Here is a 24,739-nt window from a genome sequence, read left to right on the forward strand (position 1 = left end):
TGCAAGCAAGCATAAACGATAACATGATGGCGCGCTAAATAAAGAAAGGGCTAATCCAGAGAATGTACGGCATTCCTCGGAATAGCCCTTTGCTTTTGCTGTTTACAACACATGGAGGCGAATAAGCTCCGCAAGCCGAATAAGTCCCTTCTCCAGTTGATCGTAGGAGGCGTAGGCAAAAGATAACCGCAGATGCTGCTGGTCGTTACGGTCATAAATATTTCCGGGATTGAGCAGCAGGCCTTCCTTCAACGCCTGCTCGAATAACGTACGAATGGAGATCGGCTTTGCGATGCGGAGCCAAACATAAAATCCGCCTTGGGTTTTATTCCAGTGGGCAATATCTTGAAAATATCGTTCCAGCAACGACAGCGTAAAGTCTCTGCGCCTCATCAGCTCTGCCCGGATCTGAACGAGATGCTTCTCATAGGATCCGCTCGAGAGCCACTCCGCGACAGCATGCTGGGACAGCGAGCTGGACCCGTAATCGGTCTGCATTTTAATGTCGGACAGCCGATCGATGACAGGCTCCGGTCCGACGACCCATCCGATGCGCAGACCAGGCCCGAGGGTTTTGGACATGCTGCCCATATAGAGCACGAGTCCTTGTTTGTCCGAAGCTTTCAAAGGGGGCGGAGAGGGAGTATCCAACCATAAATCGCCATACACATCATCCTCGATGACGGGCAATCTTTCTACGGCACAGATTTGCAGCAGCTCCGTCCTTCTGTCGGAAGACATCATTGTGCCTGTAGGGTTATGAAAGGAAGGGATCGTGTAGAGCAGGGCGGCTCTGTGCTGACGCTTGAGCCTTCCGATAGATTCCGTTCTGATCCCTTTGGCATCCATCGGGATGCCGTGCAAATGCATGCCAGCCGACTGGAATACATGAATCGAGTTCAGGTAAGTGGGATTCTCCACCAGGATGGCGGAACCGTGATGCAGCAGCCCCAGGGAAATAAGCTGCAAGCCCTGCAGCCCGCCGGAGACGATAAGAATGGAAGAAGGAGAGGCGGATATCCCCTTCTTGTTCAAATAATCGCTGATGATTTCCCTTAAGTATAGGCTGCCTTTCGGTTCCGAATATCCCAAAGTGAAACGGCTGGACATGCTGCCGTTAAACGTCTCCCGCATTTGGGCGGTCGGGAGGAGCTCAGGCGAAAGCTCGCCAGTACCGAGTCGGATCACTTCGGGATCGGTTTCCGCACGGTTGATCTGCTGGATCATATGGATGTTCGGCTGATAGGAGCCGGATTTCACGTATTGATTCCAATCAGGCGGGGGCGTGGCGGCCAATACGCTCCAAGTATTGTTCACAATAACCGTGCCTTGTCCCACCCGGGATTCTATGAAACCGTCAGCCGCAAGCTCACCCAAGGCATAAACGACGGTGCTGCGGTTGACTTGAAATTTGGCGGCAAGCTCCCTCTGAGGGAGAAGTCGGGTTCCGACCGGCCATTCCCCGTTCATGATTCGGCTCTTCATGTGATCATAAATTTGCCGATGCAGGGGCACTTCGGAAGCTTTATTCAATTTCCATTCTTCTGTCATGGACAACCTGCTTTCTGACAACGTTTCTATAGAATCATGCCCAGTATACATCATTGGTTGGGTCGATTGCCAACCAATTGGTTGGAGACGCAGCCATGCTCCTCCATTACAATGGTGAAAATATGTACTGGAGGTTTGCTTTCAAATGCTAGGCGTTATACTTCATGGATTCATTCTGGCTCTTGGCCTAATTCTTCCCTTGGGCGTGCAGAATGTGTTCGTATTTAATCAAGGTGTCGTCCAACCCCGGTTTATTAGGGCGCTGCCCGTCATGATTACCGCATCGTTATGCGATACGCTGCTGATTTCATTGGCGGTATTGGGCGTATCCGTGATCGTTTTGGAATATGAATGGATCCGATTGACGTTATTTACATTGGGCATCTGCTTCCTGGTCTATATGGGAGCAGCGACGTGGAGGAGTAAGCCTTCAGGTCAGGACCCGGAAAGCGCCCGTTCGTTCTCTCCCAAGAAGCAAATCGTATTTGCCATGTCCGTGTCGCTGCTAAATCCGCATGCGGTTCTGGACACGATGGGCGTCATCGGCACGAGCTCGCTTCAATATGAAGGGGCGGACAAAATGATTTTTACCGTTGTATGCATCGCCGTCTCCTGGCTGTGGTTTCTGGGACTCGGAATTGCCGGCAGGGCGGCGGGAAGAATGGATCCGACAGGCAGGCTGCTGTCCGCGCTGAACCGAATATCGGCGGTGATTATGTGGGGGACGGCCGCTTATCTCATGCTTCGATTGATTCAAACCTAGTGAGGAGAAATTTAGAAGGGACTAGGAATTTATGCTAATTAAGGGATAGAAAATGTGGTAAGTTTGTATGTAACCCTGGAATAGGAGGAGGCAATGCGATGAACATTTCGATTGGCGGCTATTCTTTTTATAACACGTTTCTCGACGGCAAAATGGACGTGTTCGGTTATTTGGAGACGGTGAAGTATCGATACCGAATGGATGCGGTTGATTTGTGGAACGGTTTTTTCATCGATCGAAGCGGCCCCATATACAAGCTTGCCGACGAAAGCTACATACGGAAAATCAGGGAAGCGCTGGATGAGAAGGAGATGAGCGTGGTTAACTTTGCTGTTGACGGGGCTCATCTATGGGATCCCGACCCGGATATGCGGGAGAAGTTGTATGAAAATGCGCTTGCCCATCTGGATGCCGCTGAAATTTTGGGAGCCGAAACGGTGCGGATCGACACCGGCGGCGGTTATAAAGAAGCGGAGCCGATGCCGGACGAACAATTCGAATACCTCGTAAAGCGCTATCGGGAATTGGCGGAGCGTGCAGGGGATTACGGTTATACGGTAGGCCCGGAAAACCATATGGGCGCCTCCCTGCTCCCGCGGGAAATGAAGCGGATTGCGGAGGAAGTCCGGCATCCGGCTTTTGGTTTCCTGCTTCACCTAGGAAGATGGAGGGCGGATGAGGCCGAAGGCGACGAGATGGTTGCCCCGTGGACGGTGCATACGCATTTCGATGCGAAGACCGCGGTTCATCCCGATGCGGAGGAGAAGGTGCGCAGCCTGCTCGCGGGGGGCTATCGGGGATATTGGGGCGTCGAATACAACGCGCCGGGCAACCAATACGTGGAGATGGAATGGATCATTGGGGCCGTGAAGCGGATCGTGAGCAATGCCGGTCGAGTCGTACAAGAATGACATGATGTTTTCTCTTAAGGATAAAAAGAGGACCGATTCTAGAGAATCGGTCCTTGAATGATTTTGCCAGTAGCAGCTTAAGAAAACTTTCAACACCCGTTAGCTGGTCAGCTTAAATTGGCTGTTGTACAACTCGTAGTAGAAGCCGCGCTTGGCCAGCAGCTCTTCATGTGTGCCGCGCTCCGCGATTCCGCCATGATTCATGACAAGAATCTGGTCGGCCTCGCGGATCGTGCTTAGACGATGGGCGATGACAAAGCTGGTCCGGCCTCGCATCAGGGCGCGCATGGCGGTCTGAATATGCATCTCGGTTCGGGTATCGATGCTGCTGGTTGCCTCGTCGAGAATCAGAATAACGGGATCGGCAAGCACGGCGCGAGCGATCGTCAAGAGCTGCCGCTGGCCCTGGCTCAGGTTGCCGCCGCCCGACAGGAGCTGCGTATCATAGCCATCGGGCAGCTTCATGATGAAGTCATGCGCATTGGCAAGCTTGGCGGCGGCTTCGATCTCTTGGTCCGTGGCATCCAGCCGGCCATATCGAATGTTCTCCCGGATCGATGCCGAGAATACATAAGCATCCTGAAGCACGATCCCCAGCTGACTGCGCAGACTGTCTTTATCCAGTTGGCGGATAACGCTGCCATCTATGGTGATTACGCCATCATCAATCTCATAGAAGCGGGTGAGGAGATTGATAATGGTGGTTTTGCCGGCGCCTGTCGGGCCGACGAGCGCAACGGTCTCACCCGGCCGGGCGGTAAGCGAAACGTCCCTCAGAATCGGGACGCCTTCCTTATAGCTGAAGGACACATGGTCAAATCGTACCTCGCCATACATATCGTCCGCTTTTTTCGTCTGTTCATTGCCGCGGTATTCGGACTCCGTATCGATAATCTCAAAGACTCGTTCTGCCCCGGCAACCGCAGATTGCACCAGGTTGAACTGGTTCGCCAGATCGTTCAAAGGCCGTTGAAACTGCTTCGAATAATTCAGAAACGCAACGACGACCCCGACGGTTGTGAAATCCTTGAAAGCCATGTAGCCGCCAACCGCTGCTATCAAGGCAAAACTGACATTGTTCAGTACGTTCATAACCGGCCCGACCGTGCCCGAATAGATCTGGGCTTGAATGCTGGCTTCCGTCAGCTTTTTGTTCATGTCATCAAACTGGGCAGCGGCATGCCGTTCCCGGCGATATACCTGCACGACCTTTTGGCCCGAAACGGTCTCATCAATGAATCCGTTAAGCTCACCCAGCAAGCTTTGCTGCTTGGAAAAATGCTTTCTTGTCCGGCTTGCCACCGTCTTCGTGAACAGCATGACAAGCGGAATGGTCACCATGCTGAGCAGCGTAAGCCACATGTTGAGGTACAGCATGATGGCAAGGGATCCGATCAGGGACAGAACGCTGGAGATGAGCTGGGTTACGCTTTGATTCAACGTACCGGAGACATTCTCGATATCATTGGTCGTGCGGCTCATCAATTCGCCGTGCGTCTTGCTGTCGAAGAAGCGGAGCGGCAGGACTTGAAGCCTTGCAAAGATATCCCGCCGCATGGCCAGAATGGACAGCTGGGAGACTTTCACCATGACATGCTGCTGAAGCCATGCCGTGAGCGCGGTGCCAGCATAAACGGCAAGAAGTATCGCACATAACCCCATAAGTCCTCTGATGTCTCCCGGGATGATGTAATGATCCACGGCGTTCCCCAGCAGATAAGGGGCAATCAGTGAGAGCAGCGTCGTTACGAGCGTGAATACGAAAACAGCCATCATGCCGCCTTTGAACGGACGGATATAGCTCCATATCCGGCGTATCGTATCCATCGTATGTTTCGGCTTGGCTTTGGCTATCGTCATTCCGCGGATGGCATTGCCGCCTCGCATGCTAAGGTCCGGACCGTCCGTATGATGGGCATGCTTGGAATCCTGATTCGGTTTAGCCATGAGAAGACACCTCCTTGCCGAATTGCGATCGATAAATGTCCTGATATACTTCACAGGAAGCAAGCAGCTCGTGGTGCGTGCCCTTCGCGATCAATTCCCCGTCATCCAGCACCAATATCAGGTCGGCGTCGATCACGGATGAGATCCGCTGGGCTATCATAAGGCAGGTCCGGTCTTTCATCAGACGGGCCAGCTCTTTCCGAAGCCGCGACTCCGTTCCCGTATCGATGGCGCTAGTGCTGTCATCAAGAATCAGAATGGCGGGTTGAAGCAATAATGCCCGCGCAATGGATATCCGCTGTTTCTGTCCGCCGGACAGGTTCACGCCGCGTTGTCCAAGCACGGTATCGTAGCCATCCGGCATGGAAGTAATGAAATCATGCGCTTGGGCAGCTTTAGCCGAGGCCATTACTTCTTCATCGGAAGCGTCCGGTTTCCCGTAGCGGATGTTGTCCCTTATAGTGCCTGTAAAAAGGATGGATTCTTGCAGGACGATGCCGATTCGTTCGCGCAAAGCGGACAGCTCCATTCTCCGCACATCGGTTCCGTCGATTCGTATCTGCCCGGAGGTCACATCGTACAGACGGGGGAGCAGGGATACCAGAGAGGTTTTACCCGAACCTGTTGCACCCATAATGGCTACATGCTGTCCTGGTCGAACCTTGAAACTGATGTCGCGCAGTACGGGCTTCTGCATCTCCGAGTTATAGGAAAAGGTAACGCGGTCAAACATGATCTCTCCTTGCTTGTACGCATCGGTTGCCGGTTGAACCTCGTTCACAATTTCGGATTCTGTACGCATGACCTCCTGAATACGGTCAGCGGAGACCTTGGCCGTAGAAATCCGTACCAGCATCATGGCCACGGACGAAACCGAGAACAATACCTGCGTGACATAGTTTATAAAGGCTACCAGGCTACCGACCTCAAAGGATCCGCCGATAGCATCCTTTCCGCCGAACCACAGGACGGCCACGATGCTGACATTCAGAATCATGGTCAGGATGGGCATGTTGAGCGCAACGATCCGCTGGGTTTTTACCGAAACTTGCGTGAAGTCCTGGTTCGCATCATGAAATCGGTCCTTCTCGTAACCGGCACGCACGAATGCCTTGGAGACCCGGATTCCGGCGAAATTTTCCTTCAGTACCGTATTCAACTTATCGAGTTTCTTCTGAACGGTGGCGAACAAGGGCAGGGTAGCCCGGATCAGGAAAAACATCACGATGAACAGCAACGGAACGGCAATAGCCAGAATGATGGCCAGCTTGGGGCTGATGATCACCGCCATGATCATGCTTCCTATGGCAAGAAACGGTGAGCGTACGAAGATGCGCAGCAGCATCTGCACCATCGTCTGAAGCTGAACGATATCGCTCGTAAGCCGGGTGATGAGCGACCCGGTTGAGATGTCGTCCAGATTGCGGAAAGACAGGGACTGAACTTTGCGGAACAAATCCCGGCGAAGGTCGGCGCCAAAACGCTGTGAAGCAATGGAAGAATAAATCGTGCACCCGAGACCTCCAAGCAGCCCGATGGCTGCAGCTCCCAGCATGAGCAGCCCTGTACTGAGGATGTGTGTCGTATCGTTCTGCATGACGCCGCGGTCGATAATGCTGGCCATAAGCATGGGCTGAAGCAGATCCATGGCGACCTCCAGCAGCATCAACAGCGGTGCAAGCAGGGCCGCTGTCCAGTGAGGACGTAAATAACGAAATAGTTTAAGCAAGAATAATGGCACCTTCTTTATTCTTATTAGTCTAAATACCAAGGTAAGCCATGGGCTTCAGCCTTGTCAAAGGGTAAAGAGCAAAAGCCCCGGGAGGGCTTCGCATCTCTTAAGAAAAACTTTAACTTTTCTCTACTTTTCCTTAAACTATATTCTTTAAGATGGTGGGACAAAGATAGAGGGAGTTGTTGAAATTGAAGAAGGGTTTGATATTGCTCGTGATCTTCCTGTTGGTCGGATGCGAGCCCGCACTAACGGAGACGCCAAACGCGAACGATAACGAAGGAACACATAAGGAACAGGATATGAACGCTGGCTCCGACGCGCAGGCGAATCCTCAATCAGAATATGATAACGATGGAAATAAAGCGGCTCAAACGGTCTCAGTGACAGATGAACAATTAACCCAGGGGAATCTGGTTTTGGTCAACAAGGATCACCCGCTGGATCCGGCAGCCGTACCGACGGATATCGTGAATTTATTTCAGGATCAAGACTTAATGAACGGTTACGTCGTTCTTGACAACACGATCCGTTTATCGCGCACTGTGGCGGAGCGTTTTGGCGATATGATCCAAGCAGCAGGAGAGGACGGGGTCAATCACTTCATGATCAGCAGCGGGTACCGGGATGAAAGCGAACAAGAGGTGTTATATCGCGAAAAAGGCGCCGATTATGCATTGCCTCCAGGCTACAGCGAACATAACCTCGGGTTATCCATGGATATCGGATCTACGCAGAAGGCGATCGATCAATCTCCGGAGGGCAAGTGGCTGAAGAAGCATGCTTGGGCGCATGGATTTATTTTGAGATACCCCCAGGACAAGACGGACATCACAGGGATCCAGTATGAGCCGTGGCATTTTCGTTATGTTGGGCTTCCGCACAGCATGATCATGCATGAGCTGGATTTTACGCTCGAAGAGTATCTGGATTTTCTCAAGGAGAAAAAAACCTATAAGGCAACCGTAAACGGGAAGGCCTACGAAATCGCGTACGTACCCGTCCAGGCGAAAGAAACGGAAATTGAGGTTCCGGCCGGCAGCGAGTACGAGATATCCGGCAACAACATCGATGGCATGATTGTGACGGTGCAGCTCGGCAAGGATGAGAATGAATGAAGCTAACGCCTAAATGGATGGTATTATTGCTGTATGCGTTGTATGTATATGTGCTGGTCAAAATCATTCTGTTTAAATTCGGCGACGTGAACATTTCGTTTCTGTGGCAGCAGCTGCAGCGTTCGATCGATAATCCCGAACATATGCAGAATCGATTGCAATTTGCCAATTTGACGCCGTTTAAGTCCATCCATCAAAATATGAAACGGCTCTCGAGCCCGCATGACGTGATCAATCTGTTCGGAAATATCGCGATTTTCATACCCAACGGCATATTCGTCAGTGTATTGCTGAAAAACAAGTGGATGGGATGGCTTGGCGCTTTCGTGACTTCCTTCGGGCTAAGCCTTGGGCTGGAGTGCTCGCAGATTCTCTTTTCGATGGGAAGCTTTGATGTGGACGATTTAATCCTGAATACGGCTGGCGGGGTGATAGGCTGTTCCATGGTCCTCGTCTTAAAACTAACCTTATCGGAAAAACAATCCCATATTGATGAGGGTAGGGGCGGGAAGGGCAAGCCGTTATCGGAGGCGAAGAAGCAAGAGGCCTCATCTTGAACCTGATGATGAGTGTCGATTTAACGTTGAAGATATATCTATAAAGGCGGTGGTTATAATCGTGAATAAACGCTGGAAAAGGATCTTGTTCGGTTCCATCGGATTGGTCTTTGTCATGTTCGTCATAAATATCGCATTATATATCCATTCGATCGGTTGGAATCATATCAAACTGATGTATTCGCTTCATACCACCGACAAATCCGTCGTTAAGATCGATGATCCTTCGAACGGCCATGGACTGTATCTTACGAAGATGAGGCAACCGGCTGAAATGATTAAGGAGAGGATGCAGCGCGAGGATTGGCATTATGTTATGCAGGAGGGCTCCGGATATTTTTTTGAAAAGGATGACCAGGATGTCGTGGTGACAACCAAAATATGGCCGAATCGTTATTTTGTCAGAATTTCGGTTCAGCATGACGTCGTGAATATAGCCGACTGATGGCATGGCTGTTATCCCAAACAAAAAAAGCATCGATAAGATGCTTTTTTTGCGTGGGTGCCCGCTAATCGACCGTTTCTTTGGCAATATGCCGTGAAACGGTCGCAGCGTTAATATGGATCTCGCTTTCTCTCACGCCTCAGCCGATCCGGTCTGCGCGCCGGATGGCACGCCGCGGAGCCAGCTGCGCCGCCATTTCAGCTGCATCACAATCGTAAGGGCCAGCGATGCCGCGGCAATGAAGCTCAGAATGATGAACCCGGCGGTGTATGAGCCTGTCGCTTGGTACAATCGACCCAAAATTAGCGGTAGCGCGTAGCCGCCCAAGCCTCCGGCAGCCCCGACAATCCCGGTAACCAGGCCGATCTCGCCGGCAAACCGTTGAGGGACAAGCTGAAATACGGAACCATTCCCCGCGCCCAGGCACATCATGCCGATAAACAGCAACGTGACGACAAGCCATAGCGGCGGCAAGAAGGAGACGCCGATCAGCATAATGGCAGCTCCGGCATAGAGAAACATCAGCATTCGCGAGCCGCCGATACGATCGGCCAGAAAGCCGCCTACAGGACGGAAGAAGCTCCCTGCAATGACGCAGATCGTTGTAATGTCCGCAGCCTGAACCGCGGAAAGGCCATACTGGGCGTTGAAAAAGATCGTTAAATAGTTGGCGAGCCCGACAAAGCCGCCAAACGTCACGCAGTACAGGGCACAGAATACCCAAGCATCGCGCTGTTTAAGCACATTGCCATATTCGGACAGCCGTTTGGGAGCAGGTCGATTCGGACTGTTGCGTGCAAACACCGAGAAGTAGATGAAGACCAACACAATGGGTATGATGGCGAGACCGAAGACAATCTCCCAGCTTCCGAAATGCTGCGCCAACCGGTTGGCGAACAGGGTCGCCAGGACGGTACCGCTGTTCCCGGCTCCGGCGATACCCATCGCCAGACCCTGATGTTCTTTGGGATACCACTGTCCCGCAAGAGGAAGCGCTGCGGCGAACGAAGCTCCCGCGACGCCGAGAAGAATCGCAACGACGTACAATTGATCAAGGGAATCTACCCATAACCAGCCAAGCAAAAGAGGGACCAGCGTGACGACCATCCCGATCTGAGCCGTTAGCTTCGGGCCGATGCGATCGGCAAGGAAACCTAATACGAGTCGAAGTATCGAGCCGCCCAGAACGGGAAGCGCCACCAGATTTGCCTTCTGCACCGGATCCATCGGATAATCTCCGGCAATGACTACCGCAAGCGGTCCGAGCATGCCCCATATCATGAAGCTGATATCGAAATACAAAAAAGCACCGAACAGGGAGGGCTTGTGCCCGCTTTGCCAAAATCCTTTCTTCTCCATGGTTATCGCTCCTTATCCAAATGTGTACGTTCTCTATTCCTGGTGCGGGTCTTCAGATGCAGGCATAAAAAGGCCGCAATTCGCCCATTGCAGAACGACTTGCGGCCTCGTTGCCAAGACGCAGACACGTCATTGTGTCTACCGTCTGTAAAAAATATATGATTTTTCTGATTCACATTATAGATAACAGGTCAAATAAATGTCAATATACATTACACAAAAAATCGAATAATTATTAATCATTAAAATTTCGATGAATATATGTCACATATATTGACATATTGAATTTCGTCAACTAAGCTAGATGTATGTTACGAATACCAATATGGCACAAGGATGTGCCGGTTTTGAAGGCAATGACGCCCTTTCCTGTTCCCAGGGAAAGGGCGTTTCGTATTTTCTTACATGAAAGTGACAAGGGTGGAGTGGAGGTAATTCATGAAGAGAAAGAAGCTCATTGTTGTCGGAAATGGAATGGCAGGGATACGATGCGTAGAGGAAATACTCCAGCTTGGGCCGGAGCTTTTCGATATTACGATATTCGGCGCCGAACCTCGCCCCAACTATAATCGGATTCTGTTGTCCAAAGTCCTTCAAGGCGAACATTCCCTGCAGGATATTATCCTGAACGACTGGTCCTGGTATGAGCGGCATGGCATCCGGTTATTGACCGGTGAAGCCGTTCATCATATCGATGTCAAAGCCCGCTGCATCGAGACGGTCTCCGGTAAGCGGGAAGGGTATGATGCATTAATTCTGGCAACAGGCTCATCCCCTTTCGTTCCTCCGATCCCCGGGACGGATAAGGAAGGCGTCATTTCATTTCGGACGGTGGACGATTGCACGAAAATGACCGAAATGTCCAGGGTTTACACAAAAGCGGCCGTCATTGGCGGGGGATTGCTGGGATTGGAGGCTGCCCGGGGCCTTCTCCATCTCGGCATGGAAACCCATGTGGTTCATAATGCCCCTTATATCATGAACCGGCAGCTAGACCGGACGGCAGCCCATATGCTGCAGCGAGAGCTAGAAAGCCAAGGGATGCGATTCCACTTGGCGATGGATACCACGCGAATCGTTGGCCGAACAAGGGTGCAGGGTCTTCGGTTTATCGACGGAACTCGGCTTGATGCGGATGTAGTGGTGCTTGCCGTAGGGATTAGGCCTAACGTGGAGCTGGCCCAGAGAAGCGGTCTGCTGACGGGGCGGGCTATCCTGGTGGATGACTTCATGAGGACAAGTGAGCCGAATATTTATGCGGTGGGAGAATGCGCGGAGCACCGGGGGATTAGTTACGGTCTAATCGCTCCCCTGTATGAGCAAGGAAAGGTGCTTGCCCGGGTTATCTGCGGCCGGCAGGCCGAGCCTTATGTCGGTTCGATTCCATACTCCCAGCTTAAAGTCTCGGGTGTGGATGTATTTTCGGCCGGCGCGATATCGGGGATCGATGTGGAAACCGCCATTCAGCAATACGATGCCGTAAGCCGCACGTACAAAAAAGTGATCATGCACAAAGGCAGGGTTACGGGTGCCATTCTGTTCGGAGACACGACTGAGGGATCCACGCTGCTGTCCATGGTGAAGAAGGGCGCGGCTGTCTCAGAGCTTATCCCGCAAGAAGGCATGGTAAGCTCGGCGGAAGCAGCTGCACAGACGCTCCCGGATCATGAAACGGTGTGTGCTTGCAACGGCGTGAGCAAAGCGGAGATCATGCAGGCCGTTACCGATCGCAATCTCCAAAGCACGGATGAAGTTAAGCAGCTGACCAGGGCATCCGGTTCGTGCGGCGGCTGCCGGCCTATGGTGGATGCTCTTGTCAAACATGCGCGAAGCGGCAAAAAGGGGGGGGCGCAGAGGGCGGCCATAACGCAAGGCGAGATTCCCGTATGTGAATGCACGAAGCTGGGGCACTCCTCATTGAAGCAAGCGATTGCCCATGCGGTGAGTCAAGGCTGTCATACGATATCGGATTTCATGCTCCATCAGGGCTGGAAGAAGCCGGGCGGATGCATGGCCTGCCGGCCAGCTCTGCGTTATTACCTTGAAATGACGGGGATAGGAAACGGTGATGAACCAGTTCGGAAGACTTGGCATCATGTCTCCGATGCGGATCATGGACTCTACCAAGGCGTTCAGGTATGGATGGGAGACACGGAAGGCTCGAGGATGGAGGCGGCAGGCATTCAGCGCATTGGAGAGTGGCTTCGCCTTCGCTGGCAAGAGGTATCGCTGCCTTATCCTGTACATGCAGGGGTGTCCGATCGTTTAGCATCGTCCGTCAGCATACTGGTTCAGGGGATCGGGATTTCTGCTTCCCCCGCAGGCTGGGAGGTTTATCTCGGCGGTCATGCGGACCATCCCGTCCGTGAAGGCCAATTGATCGGCGTTGCTGAACGAGAGGAAGATGTAATGCAGCTCGTATCCGCTTGTTTGCAGTGGTATCGGCAGAACGGCTTGTATGAGGAACCGTTGTGGAAATGGGTGGAACGTACGGGTGTGACCTCGATCCGGGAGCATGTTCTGGACCATGATCTGCAAAGAGAGCTTGCAGAGATGCTGTCTCGGCGGGAATGGAAGACACAAGTGGGTTAAACAAGCGAAATATAGGGAGAGGTGGTCAGTTATGGTTTATTCGGAATCGTCCGCTGCGGGAGGAGCTGCGGCCGTGGTAGAGACACAATGTCCTTTCTGCAGCGTACAGTGCAAGATGACGGTTGAAGAGGAAGAGAAGAGCATCCCGGGACGGTTCAGGGCCAAGTATAAGGTGGAGGGGATACCGAACCTCGCTTCCGAAGGTAGGGTGTGCGTCAAAGGCATGAATGCGCATCAGCACGCAGTCCATTCGCAGCGGCTGCAACATCCGTTGATCCGTTCAAACGGCGAACTCGTTCCTTGCTCTTGGGATGAAGCGATGGCCGTGATTAGCGAACGATTTCAGGCGATATCCGAGAGATATGGTCCCGATGCCCATGCCGTATACGGCGGCGGGTCGCTGACCAACGAAACGGCCTATTTGCTCGGGAAATTTGCCAGGGTGGCGCTTGGCACCCGGTATATCGATTATAACGGTCGTTTCTGCATGTCGGCCGCAGCTTCTGCCGGGAGCAAAACCTTTGGAATCGACAGGGGACTGACGTTCAGGCTGTCCGATATTCCGCTTGCCGACTGCATCGTGCTGGCCGGCACCAATATAGCGGAATGCCAGCCTACGCTGCTCCCTTACTTCAACCAGGCCAAGGAGAATGGGGCGAAGATCATCGTCATCGATCCGCGCAGAACGGCAACGGCCGCAATAGCCGATATGCATTTGGCGATCAGACCTGGGACGGACGCCATACTGGCGGATGCGATGCTGAAGATGATCGTGGATGAAGGTCTCCTAGACGAAGGCTTCATTCAAGCAAGAACTACGGGTTACGAGGAGCTGAAAACCTATTTGGACAGCTTCGATTTGTCGCGGGCCGCCGAATTATGCGGATTAGATGCGGAGCTGATCCGGGAGGCAGCCGTAACCTATGCTATGGCGGAAACAGGGATGGTGCTGACGGCCCGAGGGGTGGAGCAGCAGACGGATGGCCATCTTGCGGTACGTCGTTATCTGAATCTGGTCTTGGCAACAGGAAAAATCGGGAGGGAGGGCTGCGGATACGGGGCGATCACCGGTCAGGGAAATGGTCAGGGAGGAAGAGAGCACGGGCAGAAGGCCGATCAGCTGCCAGGCTATCGATCGATCGAGAACGAGGAGGACCGGGCATATGTTGCCTCCGTTTGGGGCGTTAAGCCTTCCAGCTTGCCTGGAAAGGGCGTCTCTGCCTACGAGATGATGGAGCTGATTCATAGGGGTGAAATTAAGTCGCTCTTCGTGATGGGGTCCAACCCCGTCGTTTCGAATCCGAATGCGGGGCTTGTGGAGGAAGGCTTGAACCATCTCGATTTTCTGGTGGTTGCGGATATGTTTATGTCCGAAACGGCCCGATTCGCCGATCTTGTCCTGCCGGTAACCTCCTATATGGAAAATGAAGGTACGCTGACGAATTTGGAGGGACGGGTTCTTCTCCGGAAGGCGGCGCGACAGGCGCCGGGGGAGGCGCGTCATGACTGGATGATTCTATGTTCGATCGCAGACAGATTGGGCAAGGGTGAATATTTTGACTTTCATGAGCCTGAAGAGATATTTAATGAGCTGAGGCTTGCAAGCAAAGGCGGCATTGCAGACTATTTCGGCATCACCTATGATCGATTGCGCCGGGAAGAGGGAGTATATTGGCCGTGTCCCTCTGAAGAAGAATCGGGGACGGGGCTTCTGTTTCGGCAATCGTTCGCCCATCCAGACGGAAAGGCCGTGTTTTCCGTGACGCCGGGGAATCCATGGGTGGGGGTGTCCGAGGAGTATCCGCTCATTCTGACCAATGGCCGTGTTCTGTCACACTACTTGACGGGCGTGCAGACCCGGAGAAGTCCTTCCCTGCTTGCGCGCGAGCTTGAAAATTTCGTGGAGATCCACCCGAATACCGCGCAGCGTTACCGAATCCGTGACGGGGAGTGGGTAGAAATCGTGTCGGAGCATGGACGTTTTTCCGTACGCAGCAGGATTAAAGAACATATAAGAGTAGACACGCTGTTTGTCCCGATGCATTGGGGCGGCGTGCAGAATGTCAATCATGCGACCCGGCCGGAGCTGGATCCGTTCTGCAAGATGCCCGGTTTTAAGACAGCTGCTGTCCGGATCCGGTCATTGAGGTAATGGTGATGCAACAATGAAGTCCGTTCTTCATTGACAGGATGAATATGGAAAATTATAATAGGAACAATTTTATATACAAACACAATGATTGGGAGTAGTAGAAATCGTTCATGGTTCAGAGAGCTGCAGCAATGGTGAAATGCAGTCCATGAGGATTCCGAAGCTCGCCCATGAGTGGTGAGGCAGAAATGGAGTATGCCTTGACGTTTAGCCTTCGTGATCGGGCTTCAAGCGGATTTGATGAAGATCGGATCAAGTAGAGTGGTACCGCGCGGGTAGTTAGCCTGTCGTCTCTTAGGGGATGGCGGGCTTTTTATATTTTATCGAAGGGAAGGGTTCATATGGTTAACGCGAAAGAGCGCGATTGTTTTATCTGTCGAAAGCATCGGGGAGAGATCCAGCTTCCGGGGGGAGCGATTTATGAGGATGAACTGCTCTACGTAGGCCATATTTCTTCCGATTCCAACGAAGCTTATCTGGGATATATTATGATCGATATCAAGCGGCATGTATCGGGATTAGCGGAGCTGCGGGACGATGAGTCGGCCGCCGTCGGACGGATGCTGACCCGGGTGAGTCGCGCATTGAAAGCATGCATAGGCGCGGAACATATCTACTCCTTCGTGCTGGGAGATCACGTCCCTCATCTGCATATCCATCTGATTCCGCGTTATCCGAATACGCCCGCGTCCTATTGGGGGTTTGGAATTAGCGGTTGGCCGGAAGCCCCCCGAGGTGATGCCGCTCAGATCGAAGAAGTGTGTTCGCGAATCAGGCGTTGTATGGCGCAGGATGAGGTTTCTCCATGAGGCCCTATATCGTGAAGTGGCACGGCAGCTCCAGCATGTTCCTCGACGATCCGCAGACGATTGCGGTTTCCCATGGGGTACTGGGCCGGTATGGCGGCAGCTTGGCAGCCGGGGCGGATAAAAACGAGGATGGCGCTTATATCTGGATCGATGCGGAATCTGATTTGGAATTCGTCCTGCTGCTGGATGCCCATGAAACCGATGAGAGCGCCCAGCTCGTCTTATCCTATATCGATGGGGCCGCTTCCGAGATTGCTGGTATCCTCCGCGAGCCAATCGAGCAGTGCTTTCAAGTCCTGCATGACTATTTGCTGGGCATGTTGACTTCCGAACGCTTTCGCGAGGATTGCAGGAGAATTGCCGGTGAAACTTCCTGTCTCATATGCTGCAGACGCGAAGAATACTTGTGGTGGTTTAACGTCGGGGATTGCCTGCTTTATCTTCTTCATCCCGAATTGACAGCGCTTGGGCAAACCTTGCTCAATCAACGGAATTTCTACGAATGGATAGGGAAGGTAAACACCTTCGATAAGCAGGTCCCTTGTTATTCCACGGGCGTAAGAGAGCTGCGCTCTGGGAAAAACGTGATTGTATTAAGCACCGATGGCGCTTTAGAATGGGGACCGTTATTTCTGGAACATATGAAACAGCTGCGTGGCGTTGATCTGGAAAAAGGCGTGAAGGATTTCATGCAAATGTCGCATGAACGCGGGATCAAGGACAGCGTCACCATGATTGCATGGCAAGTGGAGCTTGGGCATCATCCCAGCTATCCATCCGATGATTCAAGATAGGAAATGCATGTAAGGCATGATGAAATCAATTGAAAAAGCTAGGAAACCCGGTCATTGACCGGGTTTCCATTGATTTAATTAAGCTGGTGCTGGAGATTTTTCGCCCACTGTTCATGAAGATCTTCCTTGGAAAGATGGAAGATGCCGTAATAATCATCCGGATTGCGAATGAATTGGTTCAATGAATCTAACCCGTATTTTTCAATCATGAACGCAACGAGCAAATATGAAAACTGAAATCCTGTTTTGCCGAAATCCCAGGAATCATCATTCAGATCCTCGAAGCTTGGAATTGCCCGACTAAGAATAGCTTCGGTCGTCGTGCTTCGAATGAAGTCTTCCGACATCTGCTGAGCTTCGTACCCCCCGATGCCCTGACGGATCCATCTAGGTGCCAGTGGATTAATATCACTAATCAACCACATGGCATACAAGTGCAGGGTGGACCGGAGGATCGAGTGATAAGTATGCTCGGGTCCCGGGTTCAAGGGAGAGACGATTTTTAAAGTGTTGTTATCGAACGTGCCCATGAACCAATTAGGTGCATCGCTTTCGCCTACGGCTTGATGGAATGTGGGCAGGTCGGGATAAATTTCAATAACGATTTTGCGGGAAGGCTGATGATTATATTTCGCTGCCATCTGTTCTACATTATTCTTGAGTTCTTGAAACAGGTCCTGATGCACCTTGTTCTGATGATGATTTGCCTCACTTTTACTTTCAATGGATATCAAGTCGAGTATCGACATAATCGTGATGTCACCCCATTCTCTTAATTCTTTCTTCAGCTTCGCTAAGGACCGATACAATCGGTTTTTCACCGCACTCTCGCGCATGCCGACAATCTGGGAAATTTCCTGCAGCGTACAATCCACAAAAAATCGTAAAGATATGATTTGCTGATCCCGTTCACTTAACTTCTTAAGCGCCGCTCCGATATCAATTCGAATATCAACATAACCTGCAAAATCAAGGGAGATGGACTGCGATTCAAAACGTGTAAAGTCGTAAGGTTTTTCATTTTTTCGCGCTAAACTTCGATACTCATTTTTGACTGTGTTTTGAGCAATTTTGAAGATCCAAGTGAACAGACTGGATGTTCCGTTAAACTTATCAAGGTTCTCCATTGCCTTTAAAAACACTTGCTGGGTTAAGTCATCTGCCGCCGTCGGATTCAATTTCAGTGCGAGATATTGCCGGATCCTCGGACGATATTCGTCATACGTATCTTCAAATGTTCGCTTTGTTCCTTGATTATCCGGATAACCAGGGAGTTTGTCATGAGCTCTAGACATGGATAAGAACCTCCTCTTGACCTTACAGTTTATTAGACACCGGAGGTATGCAAAAAGCCACAGTGGAACGAAATATTCTCGCAATCTAGGTTTTTATGCATTTATATCATCATCCTATAAAGGCACAAGAAAGAAAGGCGTTCTGTGCATATGATGTCATCATCATGGATATGGGAAGCGAGGTGATCCTTATATGCCTTCGAAACGCGTAAGGAAGTCCAGATCCGCTTCCAAGCCGATGCCACCGCAGCATTGGGTAGGTCAGCCGGTCGTGGTCGTTCTGAAGGACGGCAGCTATTACGTCGGCGAACTGAATCAGATCCAAGGCGGGGAAGTAACGCTATCAGGGCTCCGAGCCAACAATAAGATGCCGGCTGCGATTGCCCGAAGCGGAGACAAAGCGCAAATATCCGGATTTTTAAGCGACCTCTTTGGCGGTCCTCCAAGCGCTCCGTCAGCCGAAGGAGCCGAGGAGGGAGTGGCGGCTGCGCCTGCAGGCCCTCTCGGCTTCCTGGGACAGATCGTGCCTCATATTAAACTGGGCATGAACGTGATAAAAGCCATCATGCCATTAATGGGAGTGTTGAAAATCTAACCAAGGGCAAAGGTCTAATTGAACAAAAAGAAGCTTGAACCCTCAAGCTTCTTTTTGTTATGCCGTTTGATACAAAAATCTCATGGATGCATCAAATCGAGATGGCACGCTTCATAATCGATTTGGCTTCCTGTGCAACGGCTTCATCCTTATCGTCGATAGCCTGCATGAAGATAAGCATGGGGAAATAAACGGCGATTAAACGAGCCAGCACTTTCGTTTCTTCGTCCACGCTGCCATAGGCTTCAAAAAATCCCTCCCTTGATGCCGGAGGCAAGAAGCTGTAAGCAATGCTCAGGTCGCAGGCGGGATGTCCGATGCTCACGTCGCCCCAATCGATGATGCCGGAAAGCTTGCCTGTTTCGTCCACCAGCATGTTTTTGAAATGGAGATCTCCGTGGATGAGGATGAGCTGCTGCTTGACCCGATCCAAGGGAATGCCATGCAAATAGTCGGCGATCTCCTTCATTTCTGCTTGCGTGAAATGGGGGGTTAGCTGGGATAGGAAGTCCAGCATTTTATCTTTGCGCCCAGCGAGATCGGTCAGATTACGATGGTCCACCGCTACACCTTCTTGCTGCGCTATGTCCACGGGAAAGGCATGCAGGTTCTTCAGAAAGCGCGCGAGCGCTGCCGCCGACTGCATCCGTGTTTCATCCGTCAGTCCAATCGGAAACGACCCGGAAAGATAGGTGTACCCCAGGAAAGGCGCGGGATAGTCTACGTTCTCTTTTCCGAAGAAGAGGGGCTTCGCATAGGGTAACGTTATGTAATTCGCCAGCTTGGGCAGGATTTTGGCTTCGGTTTGAAGTAAAGGGATGGCAAATGCTCTTCTGGGAAAACGAAACACATACTCTTCGCCGATGCGATAGACAGTATTGTCCCAGCCGCTGCCGATCTCTTGGATGGGTAATGAGGACAGCTGGGGAAATTGACGGTTAAGCAGCAGCCGGACTAACGGCTCCGTCACTTCCCATTCGGCATCCCATGGATTTTGTCCCATACTTGTCTTCACCTCCATAAATGAATAACTTCCACTAAACGGAACACTTACCCAGTGTATCGGAAACGCATCGTAAGGGGCAACTGAAAGGACAGCTGTAACTGAACTTTACCGGCCAATTTAGATATCTGCATCATAGTGATTCCTTTCACAATAACATTATTGTATAGTAGAAGAGAGATAAAAGTCACTTGCAGACATCCAGAAGACCAATAAATCGATGAAATGAAGGGATAAGTGTGCCATATTTACGTTTTAAAGGATTTTCAGAAGTTTTCCTCGAAGAAATAACGCCAACCGTGGTTGAAACATTCGCCGGTATTGTTCAAATTCCGAAAGAAATCGTGAAAATCGAACAGCTTCCATATCGGATCATTACAAATACGCCGTTATCCGTCGAAATCCTGATGTTCCAGCGGGCTCAGGAGACCCATGATGCGGTTGCGGCCAGCATACACGAGATCCTGTCGGAGCACGGGTACCGGAACGTACATATATTCTTCGTGATTCTCAATCGGAATCTCTATTATAAAGAAGGCAGGCCATTAGAATAAAATAAGATATGATGAGTGAAAACAAGGATGCTAGAAGAGCATCCTTGTTTTTTTAAATTAAAATGAATGATGGACTTTATGTCATATCTTCTTACCGTTATGATAAATCAAAGAGATTATTAGGCATGGTAAGTGCATAGATAGGAGGAAAAATGGACCGACTACAGGGCATTTTGAAGGAATATTACGGTTTGGCTCATCCCGTTATTGTACCCCAGCAGGGCGGTTGGGCTGCGCTCGCTTACAAAGTGAGTAACGGCGCACAGAACTATTTCCTGAAAGTCTATGAGAAAAGCCGGGCCTCCACACCCAAATGGACTGCGCTGATTGACGATTATGTTCCGATCCTGCTGTGGCTTGAGGAGCATAGTCGTTTAAAGGGCAGCATTCCGGTGCCGATGCTGACGACAGACCAACGTTATCGATGTGAGGATAACGAAGGCATTTATTTGTTGTATGAATATATCGACGGGGACACGATCGCAGACCGCAAGCTGACGGAGAATCAAGTGAGACAACTGGCACAGATCATCGCTGAGCTCCATCGTTACGGGGAAGATTTTCCGCTGGTGACAAGTGCCATGACGGAAAGCTTTTCGGTGCCTTTTCTTGGTCAGCTAAGGGAGGCGCTGGATACGAAGAAGCCGGTTGACATCAGTGAAGTCGTGAATCCCCATATCGACTGCTTAATGCGTTTGATGCTTGAAGTGGAAGCGCTGTCCGAAGCGTTGAAGAAACGCGATCTTCGCCTGGCGCTGTGCCACACCGACGTGCATGCCTGGAATCTGATGTCGGATGGTCAGCAATTGATATTGATTGACTGGGAGGGGCTTAAGCTGGCGCCGGTCGAAGCGGATATGATGTTTTTTGTCGCTGAACCCTACTTCGAATCATTTATGAGGATTTATAAAGAAACGCATAGCGATTACGAGATGAACAGCGAGGCGTTGACGTTTTATCAAGGCAGACGTAAATTGGAGGATATCTGGGAGTTCATGGAGCAGCTGCTATGTGATGTCCAGAATGACGAAGAACGCGCGTCCACGCTTAACAGCCTGAAGAAAGAGCTTGAAGAGATCACGATCTCTAAATCCTAATCAGCGTTGGGTTTCAATATGTAAAAAAGCCTCCTGGCAGAGTTCATTGCATCTACCAGGAGGCTTTTGCTTTGCTTGTCCATTGGAATGGTTCACATGACGTATTTTGCCAGCACCCAACAGAGCAGAGCCATAAACCAGGAGACAAAACCGAAGATCATCACGATTTTATTCTCGCTCCAGCCGTACTTGAGACTGAAGTGGAAATGGATCGGAGCCATCCGGAACAGGCGCAGCTTGGTCCGTTTGTAATACCATACCTGCAGGATAACCGAAAGCTGCTCCGCCAAATAGATCAGGAACAGCAGGGGAATCAGAATTTCGACTTTCTCGATCACCGCAAGGAATGAAAGGGAGCCGCCGATAGCGAGGGATCCCGTATCGCCCATAAAAGCCCGGGCCGGATGAATGTTGTAGAGCAGCAAGCCCAGCAGACAGCCGATCATGACCAGCGAGAACATCTGAACCTCCGGTTTGTCGGAGATCAGGAAGAAGAAAAAGTAGGTCGGTATGGCCACATTGATCAACAGTCCGTCCAAACCATCGGTAAAGTTGATCGCATTCGCCGAGCCTACAATGAACAGCAGCATGATAACGATATAGACGCTGATCGGCAGGTGAAGTTGGAACCCGTTGAAAAGCGCGATATCACTTGTCAGCGAGAAGGACTGGAACAGGACATACAATAATGCCCCGGTAAACAGGAACTGAAGCACAAGCTTCGTTCGGCCGGAAATTCCGGACGGGTCCTGCCACGCTGCTTTTTTGAAATCGTCCATAAACCCGATCGAGCTGAACAGAAGAAAGGTGGAGCATAAAAAAACGGTCAGCGGCGTAGGCTGAAACTGCAGCGACATCCCAATGCCAATCAACAAAATAAGGCCAGCCATTAACGGCGTCCCGCGTTTGGCCTGATGATCGGGAGGCAGCTCGGTCCGAATCGGCTGCGTTAGCTTTAAGGTGCGCAAACCCCAGATGAGCAGCGGCGTAAATAGCGTCACCAGCAAAAACGATAGTCCGGATACACCCAGAATTCCATTCATCTCATACACATCACTTTCTATCCATTTCCGTTAGTTCATTGTATTTCGATGGAATGGACAAATATTCCTTCAAATTTCTTGAATTGATAGGGTCTGTTAATGGACAAGCGTTGGCTGTCATTTCCCGTGGAGTTTTCGAAGACGGCGTGAACCATCAAGACTGACTCGGCGTTACTTGTCATGTTCGACTCGAAGTGCAGTACTGTGATTTATTGCTTGCATGGCATCTCCGTTCTTAAAGTAAGGTGAGAAATGAGGTAGCCATGGCTACCTTGATTATGGTTTAATCAATTTAATCGCTATAACAATTTTAAATCCCTAAACGTGATATTACTGAATTGGATGCGGTTAGATTATAAAGGATACAGCACCGAAAGTATCGGGAGCTTACAACGTCGATTACGGCGATTGTGAGCTCTTTTTGCTTTCCAATAATTAGGTTGCTGCTATAATGGGAGGGTGGGAATGTGAGTATATGGTTGTCTCGGAATGATGGAAATTCCTTGTATGTTCGTTTTAAGTATGATGAACAAATGGTGATGAAGATTCGAGAAATTCCAGGAAGGAAATGGGTCAGTGATAAAAAGGTCTGGATAATTCCATTTACACTCGAATCCATTCGACAGTTGAATATACTTTTTGAAGGAACAATGATTCATGTTGATAACATGTTGATGAAAGAGTGCAGCTTGTTTAACAATGAAGTTTACATGCAGGAACACACTCCAATCTATTCATGAGATGAATCGATAAAAAGGTCTTTCGTTCATGCACTGCAGCTTCGAGGTTATAGTAAAAAAACGATAAAAGCTTATTGTAGTCAAGTCCATCGATTTCACACTTTTGTACAACAGCAAAATTATGGGATGGGTCACGAGAACATGATTCAGAGTTATTCCTTGCACTTACTTCATAGGAAATGTTCCCATTCCTATGTTAATCAAGCGCTCAACGCGATCAAATTCTATGCTCAAAAAGTACTACTGCATGAGGAAACAGTCTCTTATGTTCGCCCTAAGAAAGAAAAGAAGTTGCCGAATGTGTTATCGATGAACGAATGATGTTGATCTTAAAAGCACTCCATAATGTAAAACATCGTGCGATCCTATACCTTACCTATTCCTCAGGATTACGGGTAGGTGAAGTGGTCCGGTTGAAAACTCAAGACATTGACTTCGAGCGAAAAACGCTTCGAGTTTCTCAAGGAAAAGGTCGAAAGGATCGTCTTACGCTATTATCCGATACAGCTATGGATATTGTTCAACCGTATTTACAACAAGAAAAGCCCGAGAAATGGATGTTCCCAGGTCAACACTCAGAGCGCCATATAACGGAACGAACGGTTCAAAAAGTGTTCGAACAAGCACGTACTGCCTCTGGAATCCAGAAAAAGGTTAGTATTCACGCCTTACGCCATTCATTCGCTACCCATCTGTTGGAAGGTGGAATTGACATTCGCTTCATTCAAGAGTTGCTCGGTCATCAAAGTGTACGCACGACCGAAAGGTACACCCATGTGAGTGTGAAGGACATAAGAAGGATTAAAAGTCCGTTAGATCAAGTGGAATAGGAGATTCCGGGAGAGAAATCGTAAACATGGTTGGTGAAGGAGTGTTCACGAACTTCGTAAACACCTCAAGAGGTGATGTTTTTGCGAAGTTCGTGAAAAAGACGTTATGTGAAATCAGCATAAATAAAAGATTGAAAGAGTGGTATGAATGACTGGATGCAGATATTTATTCATTTCTAATGGAGATAAAATTATAAAGATCTCCCAACCCAAGAATCACAAATATAAGTCTGTACCTCAATTAGCAAATCAGGATGTACTTGAGGTCATTTTGTATTACAAAAATAAAGATAGGAAGCCACACCAATTGCTTACGGTCGAATTTGATCGATTCCGATTAGATTCTAATGGTAATTATGAAGTAACAGAAGCAGATAGGAAAAGAGCTTTTCATAATTTCTTTGCTTTTGGAATGCCTAGTTTACTCGAAGAAGTAGAAGCAGAAGATAAACCACTGCCTATACCTGTTGCCCCAATAAATCCAACCGATAATGAGAAAAGATTGTTATACAGTTACATAAATGAGAAATTACCTCACTTAGCAGCTGATGCCCCGTATGTAGTAGAGAGTAAAATTAAAGCATCAAGAGAGAAATATGAAGAGTTTAAAAATATGGCAAAGAAATCAAAGAACCGAGTCAAGTAGTTCGAAGAAGATGCTGACATCACATAACAAAATATTCAGGCTGCGGCTCCTAATGGAGCCTTGGTCTGCTGGATGGATTTCGTAGGAGTATTTTCAGCAGACACATCCGACTTCGTCGGACGTCGTGAATACAGGAACGTTATAAGAAATTCCCGCAATATCTGTAAGACACACTACATAGGGATGTAATAGGAAGGACGAAGACA

23 protein-coding genes and 1 other annotated feature are annotated in these 24,739 nt (G+C 50.1%); of the genes, 16 read left to right on the top strand and 7 right to left on the bottom strand.

Features of this window, described 5'->3' with window-relative positions; all coding sequences use genetic code 11:
• Nucleotides 1-102: 102 nt before the first annotated feature.
• The gene (locus tag GYMC10_RS12485; RefSeq protein WP_015734776.1) at nucleotides 103-1,551 is read right to left on the bottom strand and encodes a PLP-dependent aminotransferase family protein; all 1,449 of its coding nucleotides are present in this window, start codon (nucleotides 1,549-1,551) and stop codon (nucleotides 103-105) included.
• Nucleotides 1,552-1,696: 145 nt separating this feature from the next.
• Here GYMC10_RS12485 and GYMC10_RS12490 point away from each other — a divergent pair, with 145 nt between their 5' ends.
• Together GYMC10_RS12490 and GYMC10_RS12495 are read left to right on the top strand one after the other, a co-directional pair.
• Nucleotides 1,697-2,314 carry a LysE/ArgO family amino acid transporter gene (locus GYMC10_RS12490; RefSeq protein ID WP_015734777.1) on the top strand — a complete coding sequence of 206 codons (618 nt, stop codon included), beginning with the start codon at nucleotides 1,697-1,699 and terminating at the stop codon, nucleotides 2,312-2,314.
• A gap of 98 nt (nucleotides 2,315-2,412) precedes the next feature.
• On the top strand, nucleotides 2,413-3,225 hold the full coding sequence (locus GYMC10_RS12495; protein ID WP_015734778.1) for a sugar phosphate isomerase/epimerase family protein: 813 nt from the start codon (nucleotides 2,413-2,415) through the stop codon (nucleotides 3,223-3,225).
• A 99-nt stretch (nucleotides 3,226-3,324) separates the two neighbouring features.
• On the opposite strand, the gene GYMC10_RS12500 is transcribed toward GYMC10_RS12495, so the two are convergent.
• Both GYMC10_RS12500 and GYMC10_RS12505 read right to left on the bottom strand, forming a co-directional pair.
• Nucleotides 3,325-5,172, bottom strand: a complete 1,848-nt coding sequence (locus tag GYMC10_RS12500) for an ABC transporter ATP-binding protein (RefSeq protein ID WP_015734779.1) — start codon at nucleotides 5,170-5,172, stop codon at nucleotides 3,325-3,327.
• Nucleotides 5,165-6,901 (bottom strand): ABC transporter ATP-binding protein, encoded by a 1,737-nt coding sequence (locus GYMC10_RS12505; protein WP_015734780.1) that lies wholly within the window; start codon nucleotides 6,899-6,901, stop codon nucleotides 5,165-5,167. Before GYMC10_RS12505 ends, GYMC10_RS12500 begins: the two co-directional genes overlap by 8 nt.
• Nucleotides 6,902-7,095: 194 nt before the next feature.
• On the opposite strand from GYMC10_RS12505, the gene GYMC10_RS12510 reads away from it, so the two are divergent.
• From GYMC10_RS12510 to GYMC10_RS12520, 3 genes are all read left to right on the top strand, one after another.
• A complete protein-coding gene (locus tag GYMC10_RS12510) occupies nucleotides 7,096-8,022 on the top strand; it encodes a D-Ala-D-Ala carboxypeptidase VanY (RefSeq protein ID WP_041621976.1) in 927 nt (308 codons plus the stop codon).
• Nucleotides 8,019-8,579 (top strand): VanZ family protein, encoded by a 561-nt coding sequence (locus GYMC10_RS12515; protein WP_015734782.1) that lies wholly within the window; start codon nucleotides 8,019-8,021, stop codon nucleotides 8,577-8,579. Before GYMC10_RS12510 ends, GYMC10_RS12515 begins: the two co-directional genes overlap by 4 nt.
• Before the next feature lie 61 nt (nucleotides 8,580-8,640).
• A complete protein-coding gene (locus GYMC10_RS12520; protein WP_015734783.1) occupies nucleotides 8,641-9,024 on the top strand; it encodes a hypothetical protein in 384 nt (127 codons plus the stop codon).
• Nucleotides 9,025-9,156: 132 nt separating this feature from the next.
• Here GYMC10_RS12520 and GYMC10_RS12525 read toward each other — a convergent pair whose 3' ends face one another.
• Nucleotides 9,157-10,383: a nitrate/nitrite transporter gene (locus GYMC10_RS12525; protein WP_015734784.1), complete on the bottom strand. Its 1,227-nt coding sequence runs from the start codon at nucleotides 10,381-10,383 to the stop codon at nucleotides 9,157-9,159.
• Between the two features lie 438 nt (nucleotides 10,384-10,821).
• Between GYMC10_RS12525 and nirB the strand changes: the two genes are divergently transcribed.
• The 4 genes from nirB (at nucleotide 10,822) to GYMC10_RS12545 (ending at nucleotide 16,730) form a co-directional block, all read left to right on the top strand.
• Nucleotides 10,822-12,975, top strand: a complete 2,154-nt coding sequence (gene nirB, locus GYMC10_RS12530; RefSeq protein ID WP_015734785.1) for a nitrite reductase large subunit NirB — start codon at nucleotides 10,822-10,824, stop codon at nucleotides 12,973-12,975.
• Nucleotides 12,976-13,006: 31 nt separating this feature from the next.
• A complete protein-coding gene (gene nasC, locus GYMC10_RS12535) occupies nucleotides 13,007-15,127 on the top strand; it encodes an assimilatory nitrate reductase catalytic subunit NasC (protein ID WP_015734786.1) in 2,121 nt (706 codons plus the stop codon).
• Nucleotides 15,128-15,202: 75 nt separating this feature from the next.
• Nucleotides 15,203-15,425, top strand: a binding site (T-box leader).
• A 43-nt stretch (nucleotides 15,426-15,468) separates the two neighbouring features.
• On the top strand, nucleotides 15,469-15,936 hold the full coding sequence (locus tag GYMC10_RS12540) for an HIT family protein (RefSeq protein WP_015734787.1): 468 nt from the start codon (nucleotides 15,469-15,471) through the stop codon (nucleotides 15,934-15,936).
• Nucleotides 15,933-16,730 carry a protein phosphatase 2C domain-containing protein gene (locus tag GYMC10_RS12545; RefSeq protein WP_015734788.1) on the top strand — a complete coding sequence of 266 codons (798 nt, stop codon included), beginning with the start codon at nucleotides 15,933-15,935 and terminating at the stop codon, nucleotides 16,728-16,730. Before GYMC10_RS12540 ends, GYMC10_RS12545 begins: the two co-directional genes overlap by 4 nt.
• A gap of 74 nt (nucleotides 16,731-16,804) precedes the next feature.
• On the opposite strand, the gene GYMC10_RS12550 is transcribed toward GYMC10_RS12545, so the two are convergent.
• On the bottom strand, nucleotides 16,805-18,025 hold the full coding sequence (locus GYMC10_RS12550; RefSeq protein ID WP_015734789.1) for an RNA polymerase sigma factor: 1,221 nt from the start codon (nucleotides 18,023-18,025) through the stop codon (nucleotides 16,805-16,807).
• Between the two features lie 193 nt (nucleotides 18,026-18,218).
• Here GYMC10_RS12550 and GYMC10_RS12555 point away from each other — a divergent pair, with 193 nt between their 5' ends.
• Nucleotides 18,219-18,620 (top strand): hypothetical protein, encoded by a 402-nt coding sequence (locus GYMC10_RS12555; protein ID WP_015734790.1) that lies wholly within the window; start codon nucleotides 18,219-18,221, stop codon nucleotides 18,618-18,620.
• Between the two features lie 91 nt (nucleotides 18,621-18,711).
• Here the strand turns inward: GYMC10_RS12555 and GYMC10_RS12560 are convergent, their stop codons facing one another.
• Nucleotides 18,712-19,623 (bottom strand): aminoglycoside phosphotransferase family protein, encoded by a 912-nt coding sequence (locus GYMC10_RS12560; protein ID WP_015734791.1) that lies wholly within the window; start codon nucleotides 19,621-19,623, stop codon nucleotides 18,712-18,714.
• Nucleotides 19,624-19,862: 239 nt separating this feature from the next.
• Here GYMC10_RS12560 and GYMC10_RS12565 point away from each other — a divergent pair, with 239 nt between their 5' ends.
• Together GYMC10_RS12565 and GYMC10_RS12570 are read left to right on the top strand one after the other, a co-directional pair.
• On the top strand, nucleotides 19,863-20,177 hold the full coding sequence (locus tag GYMC10_RS12565; protein ID WP_009589457.1) for a DUF1904 family protein: 315 nt from the start codon (nucleotides 19,863-19,865) through the stop codon (nucleotides 20,175-20,177).
• A 152-nt stretch (nucleotides 20,178-20,329) separates the two neighbouring features.
• Nucleotides 20,330-21,274 (top strand): aminoglycoside phosphotransferase family protein, encoded by a 945-nt coding sequence (locus GYMC10_RS12570; RefSeq protein ID WP_015734792.1) that lies wholly within the window; start codon nucleotides 20,330-20,332, stop codon nucleotides 21,272-21,274.
• Nucleotides 21,275-21,366: 92 nt separating this feature from the next.
• On the opposite strand, the gene mraY is transcribed toward GYMC10_RS12570, so the two are convergent.
• Complete coding sequence (mraY, locus tag GYMC10_RS12575; RefSeq protein ID WP_187293014.1) at nucleotides 21,367-22,317, bottom strand: phospho-N-acetylmuramoyl-pentapeptide-transferase; 951 nt, start codon at nucleotides 22,315-22,317, stop codon at nucleotides 21,367-21,369.
• Between the two features lie 467 nt (nucleotides 22,318-22,784).
• Between mraY and GYMC10_RS12580 the strand changes: the two genes are divergently transcribed.
• The 4 genes from GYMC10_RS12580 to GYMC10_RS12590 all read left to right on the top strand — a co-directional run bounded on the left by GYMC10_RS12580 (nucleotide 22,785) and on the right by GYMC10_RS12590 (nucleotide 24,533).
• Nucleotides 22,785-23,057 carry a hypothetical protein gene (locus GYMC10_RS12580; RefSeq protein WP_041621977.1) on the top strand — a complete coding sequence of 91 codons (273 nt, stop codon included), beginning with the start codon at nucleotides 22,785-22,787 and terminating at the stop codon, nucleotides 23,055-23,057.
• A gap of 63 nt (nucleotides 23,058-23,120) precedes the next feature.
• Nucleotides 23,121-23,378, top strand: a complete 258-nt coding sequence (locus GYMC10_RS32735; RefSeq protein WP_261979744.1) for a phage integrase N-terminal SAM-like domain-containing protein — start codon at nucleotides 23,121-23,123, stop codon at nucleotides 23,376-23,378.
• On the top strand, nucleotides 23,378-23,887 hold the full coding sequence (locus GYMC10_RS32740; RefSeq protein ID WP_222838318.1) for a tyrosine-type recombinase/integrase: 510 nt from the start codon (nucleotides 23,378-23,380) through the stop codon (nucleotides 23,885-23,887). The genes GYMC10_RS32735 and GYMC10_RS32740 overlap by 1 nt, the downstream gene beginning before the upstream one ends.
• Before the next feature lie 148 nt (nucleotides 23,888-24,035).
• Complete coding sequence (locus tag GYMC10_RS12590; RefSeq protein WP_015734794.1) at nucleotides 24,036-24,533, top strand: hypothetical protein; 498 nt, start codon at nucleotides 24,036-24,038, stop codon at nucleotides 24,531-24,533.
• Nucleotides 24,534-24,739 lie beyond the last annotated feature (206 nt).

The organism is Paenibacillus sp. Y412MC10, assembly GCF_000024685.1.
GTDB lineage: Bacteria > Bacillota > Bacilli > Paenibacillales > Paenibacillaceae > Paenibacillus_AQ > Paenibacillus_AQ lautus_A.

Coding starts and splice junctions, on each gene's coding strand:
- GYMC10_RS12485 (WP_015734776.1), bottom strand. CDS start 1,551: ATGACAGAAGAATGGAAATTGAATAAAGCTTCCGAAGTGCCCCTGCAT.
- GYMC10_RS12490 (WP_015734777.1), top strand. CDS start 1,697: ATGCTAGGCGTTATACTTCATGGATTCATTCTGGCTCTTGGCCTAATT.
- GYMC10_RS12495 (WP_015734778.1), top strand. CDS start 2,413: ATGAACATTTCGATTGGCGGCTATTCTTTTTATAACACGTTTCTCGAC.
- GYMC10_RS12500 (WP_015734779.1), bottom strand. CDS start 5,172: ATGGCTAAACCGAATCAGGATTCCAAGCATGCCCATCATACGGACGGT.
- GYMC10_RS12515 (WP_015734782.1), top strand. CDS start 8,019: ATGAAGCTAACGCCTAAATGGATGGTATTATTGCTGTATGCGTTGTAT.
- GYMC10_RS12525 (WP_015734784.1), bottom strand. CDS start 10,383: ATGGAGAAGAAAGGATTTTGGCAAAGCGGGCACAAGCCCTCCCTGTTC.
- nirB (WP_015734785.1), top strand. CDS start 10,822: ATGAAGAGAAAGAAGCTCATTGTTGTCGGAAATGGAATGGCAGGGATA.
- nasC (WP_015734786.1), top strand. CDS start 13,007: ATGGTTTATTCGGAATCGTCCGCTGCGGGAGGAGCTGCGGCCGTGGTA.
- GYMC10_RS12540 (WP_015734787.1), top strand. CDS start 15,469: ATGGTTAACGCGAAAGAGCGCGATTGTTTTATCTGTCGAAAGCATCGG.
- GYMC10_RS12545 (WP_015734788.1), top strand. CDS start 15,933: ATGAGGCCCTATATCGTGAAGTGGCACGGCAGCTCCAGCATGTTCCTC.
- GYMC10_RS12550 (WP_015734789.1), bottom strand. CDS start 18,025: ATGTCTAGAGCTCATGACAAACTCCCTGGTTATCCGGATAATCAAGGA.
- GYMC10_RS12555 (WP_015734790.1), top strand. CDS start 18,219: ATGCCTTCGAAACGCGTAAGGAAGTCCAGATCCGCTTCCAAGCCGATG.
- GYMC10_RS12560 (WP_015734791.1), bottom strand. CDS start 19,623: ATGGGACAAAATCCATGGGATGCCGAATGGGAAGTGACGGAGCCGTTA.
- GYMC10_RS12570 (WP_015734792.1), top strand. CDS start 20,330: ATGGACCGACTACAGGGCATTTTGAAGGAATATTACGGTTTGGCTCAT.
- mraY (WP_187293014.1), bottom strand. CDS start 22,317: ATGAATGGAATTCTGGGTGTATCCGGACTATCGTTTTTGCTGGTGACG.
- GYMC10_RS32740 (WP_222838318.1), top strand. CDS start 23,378: ATGTTGATCTTAAAAGCACTCCATAATGTAAAACATCGTGCGATCCTA.
- GYMC10_RS12590 (WP_015734794.1), top strand. CDS start 24,036: ATGACTGGATGCAGATATTTATTCATTTCTAATGGAGATAAAATTATA.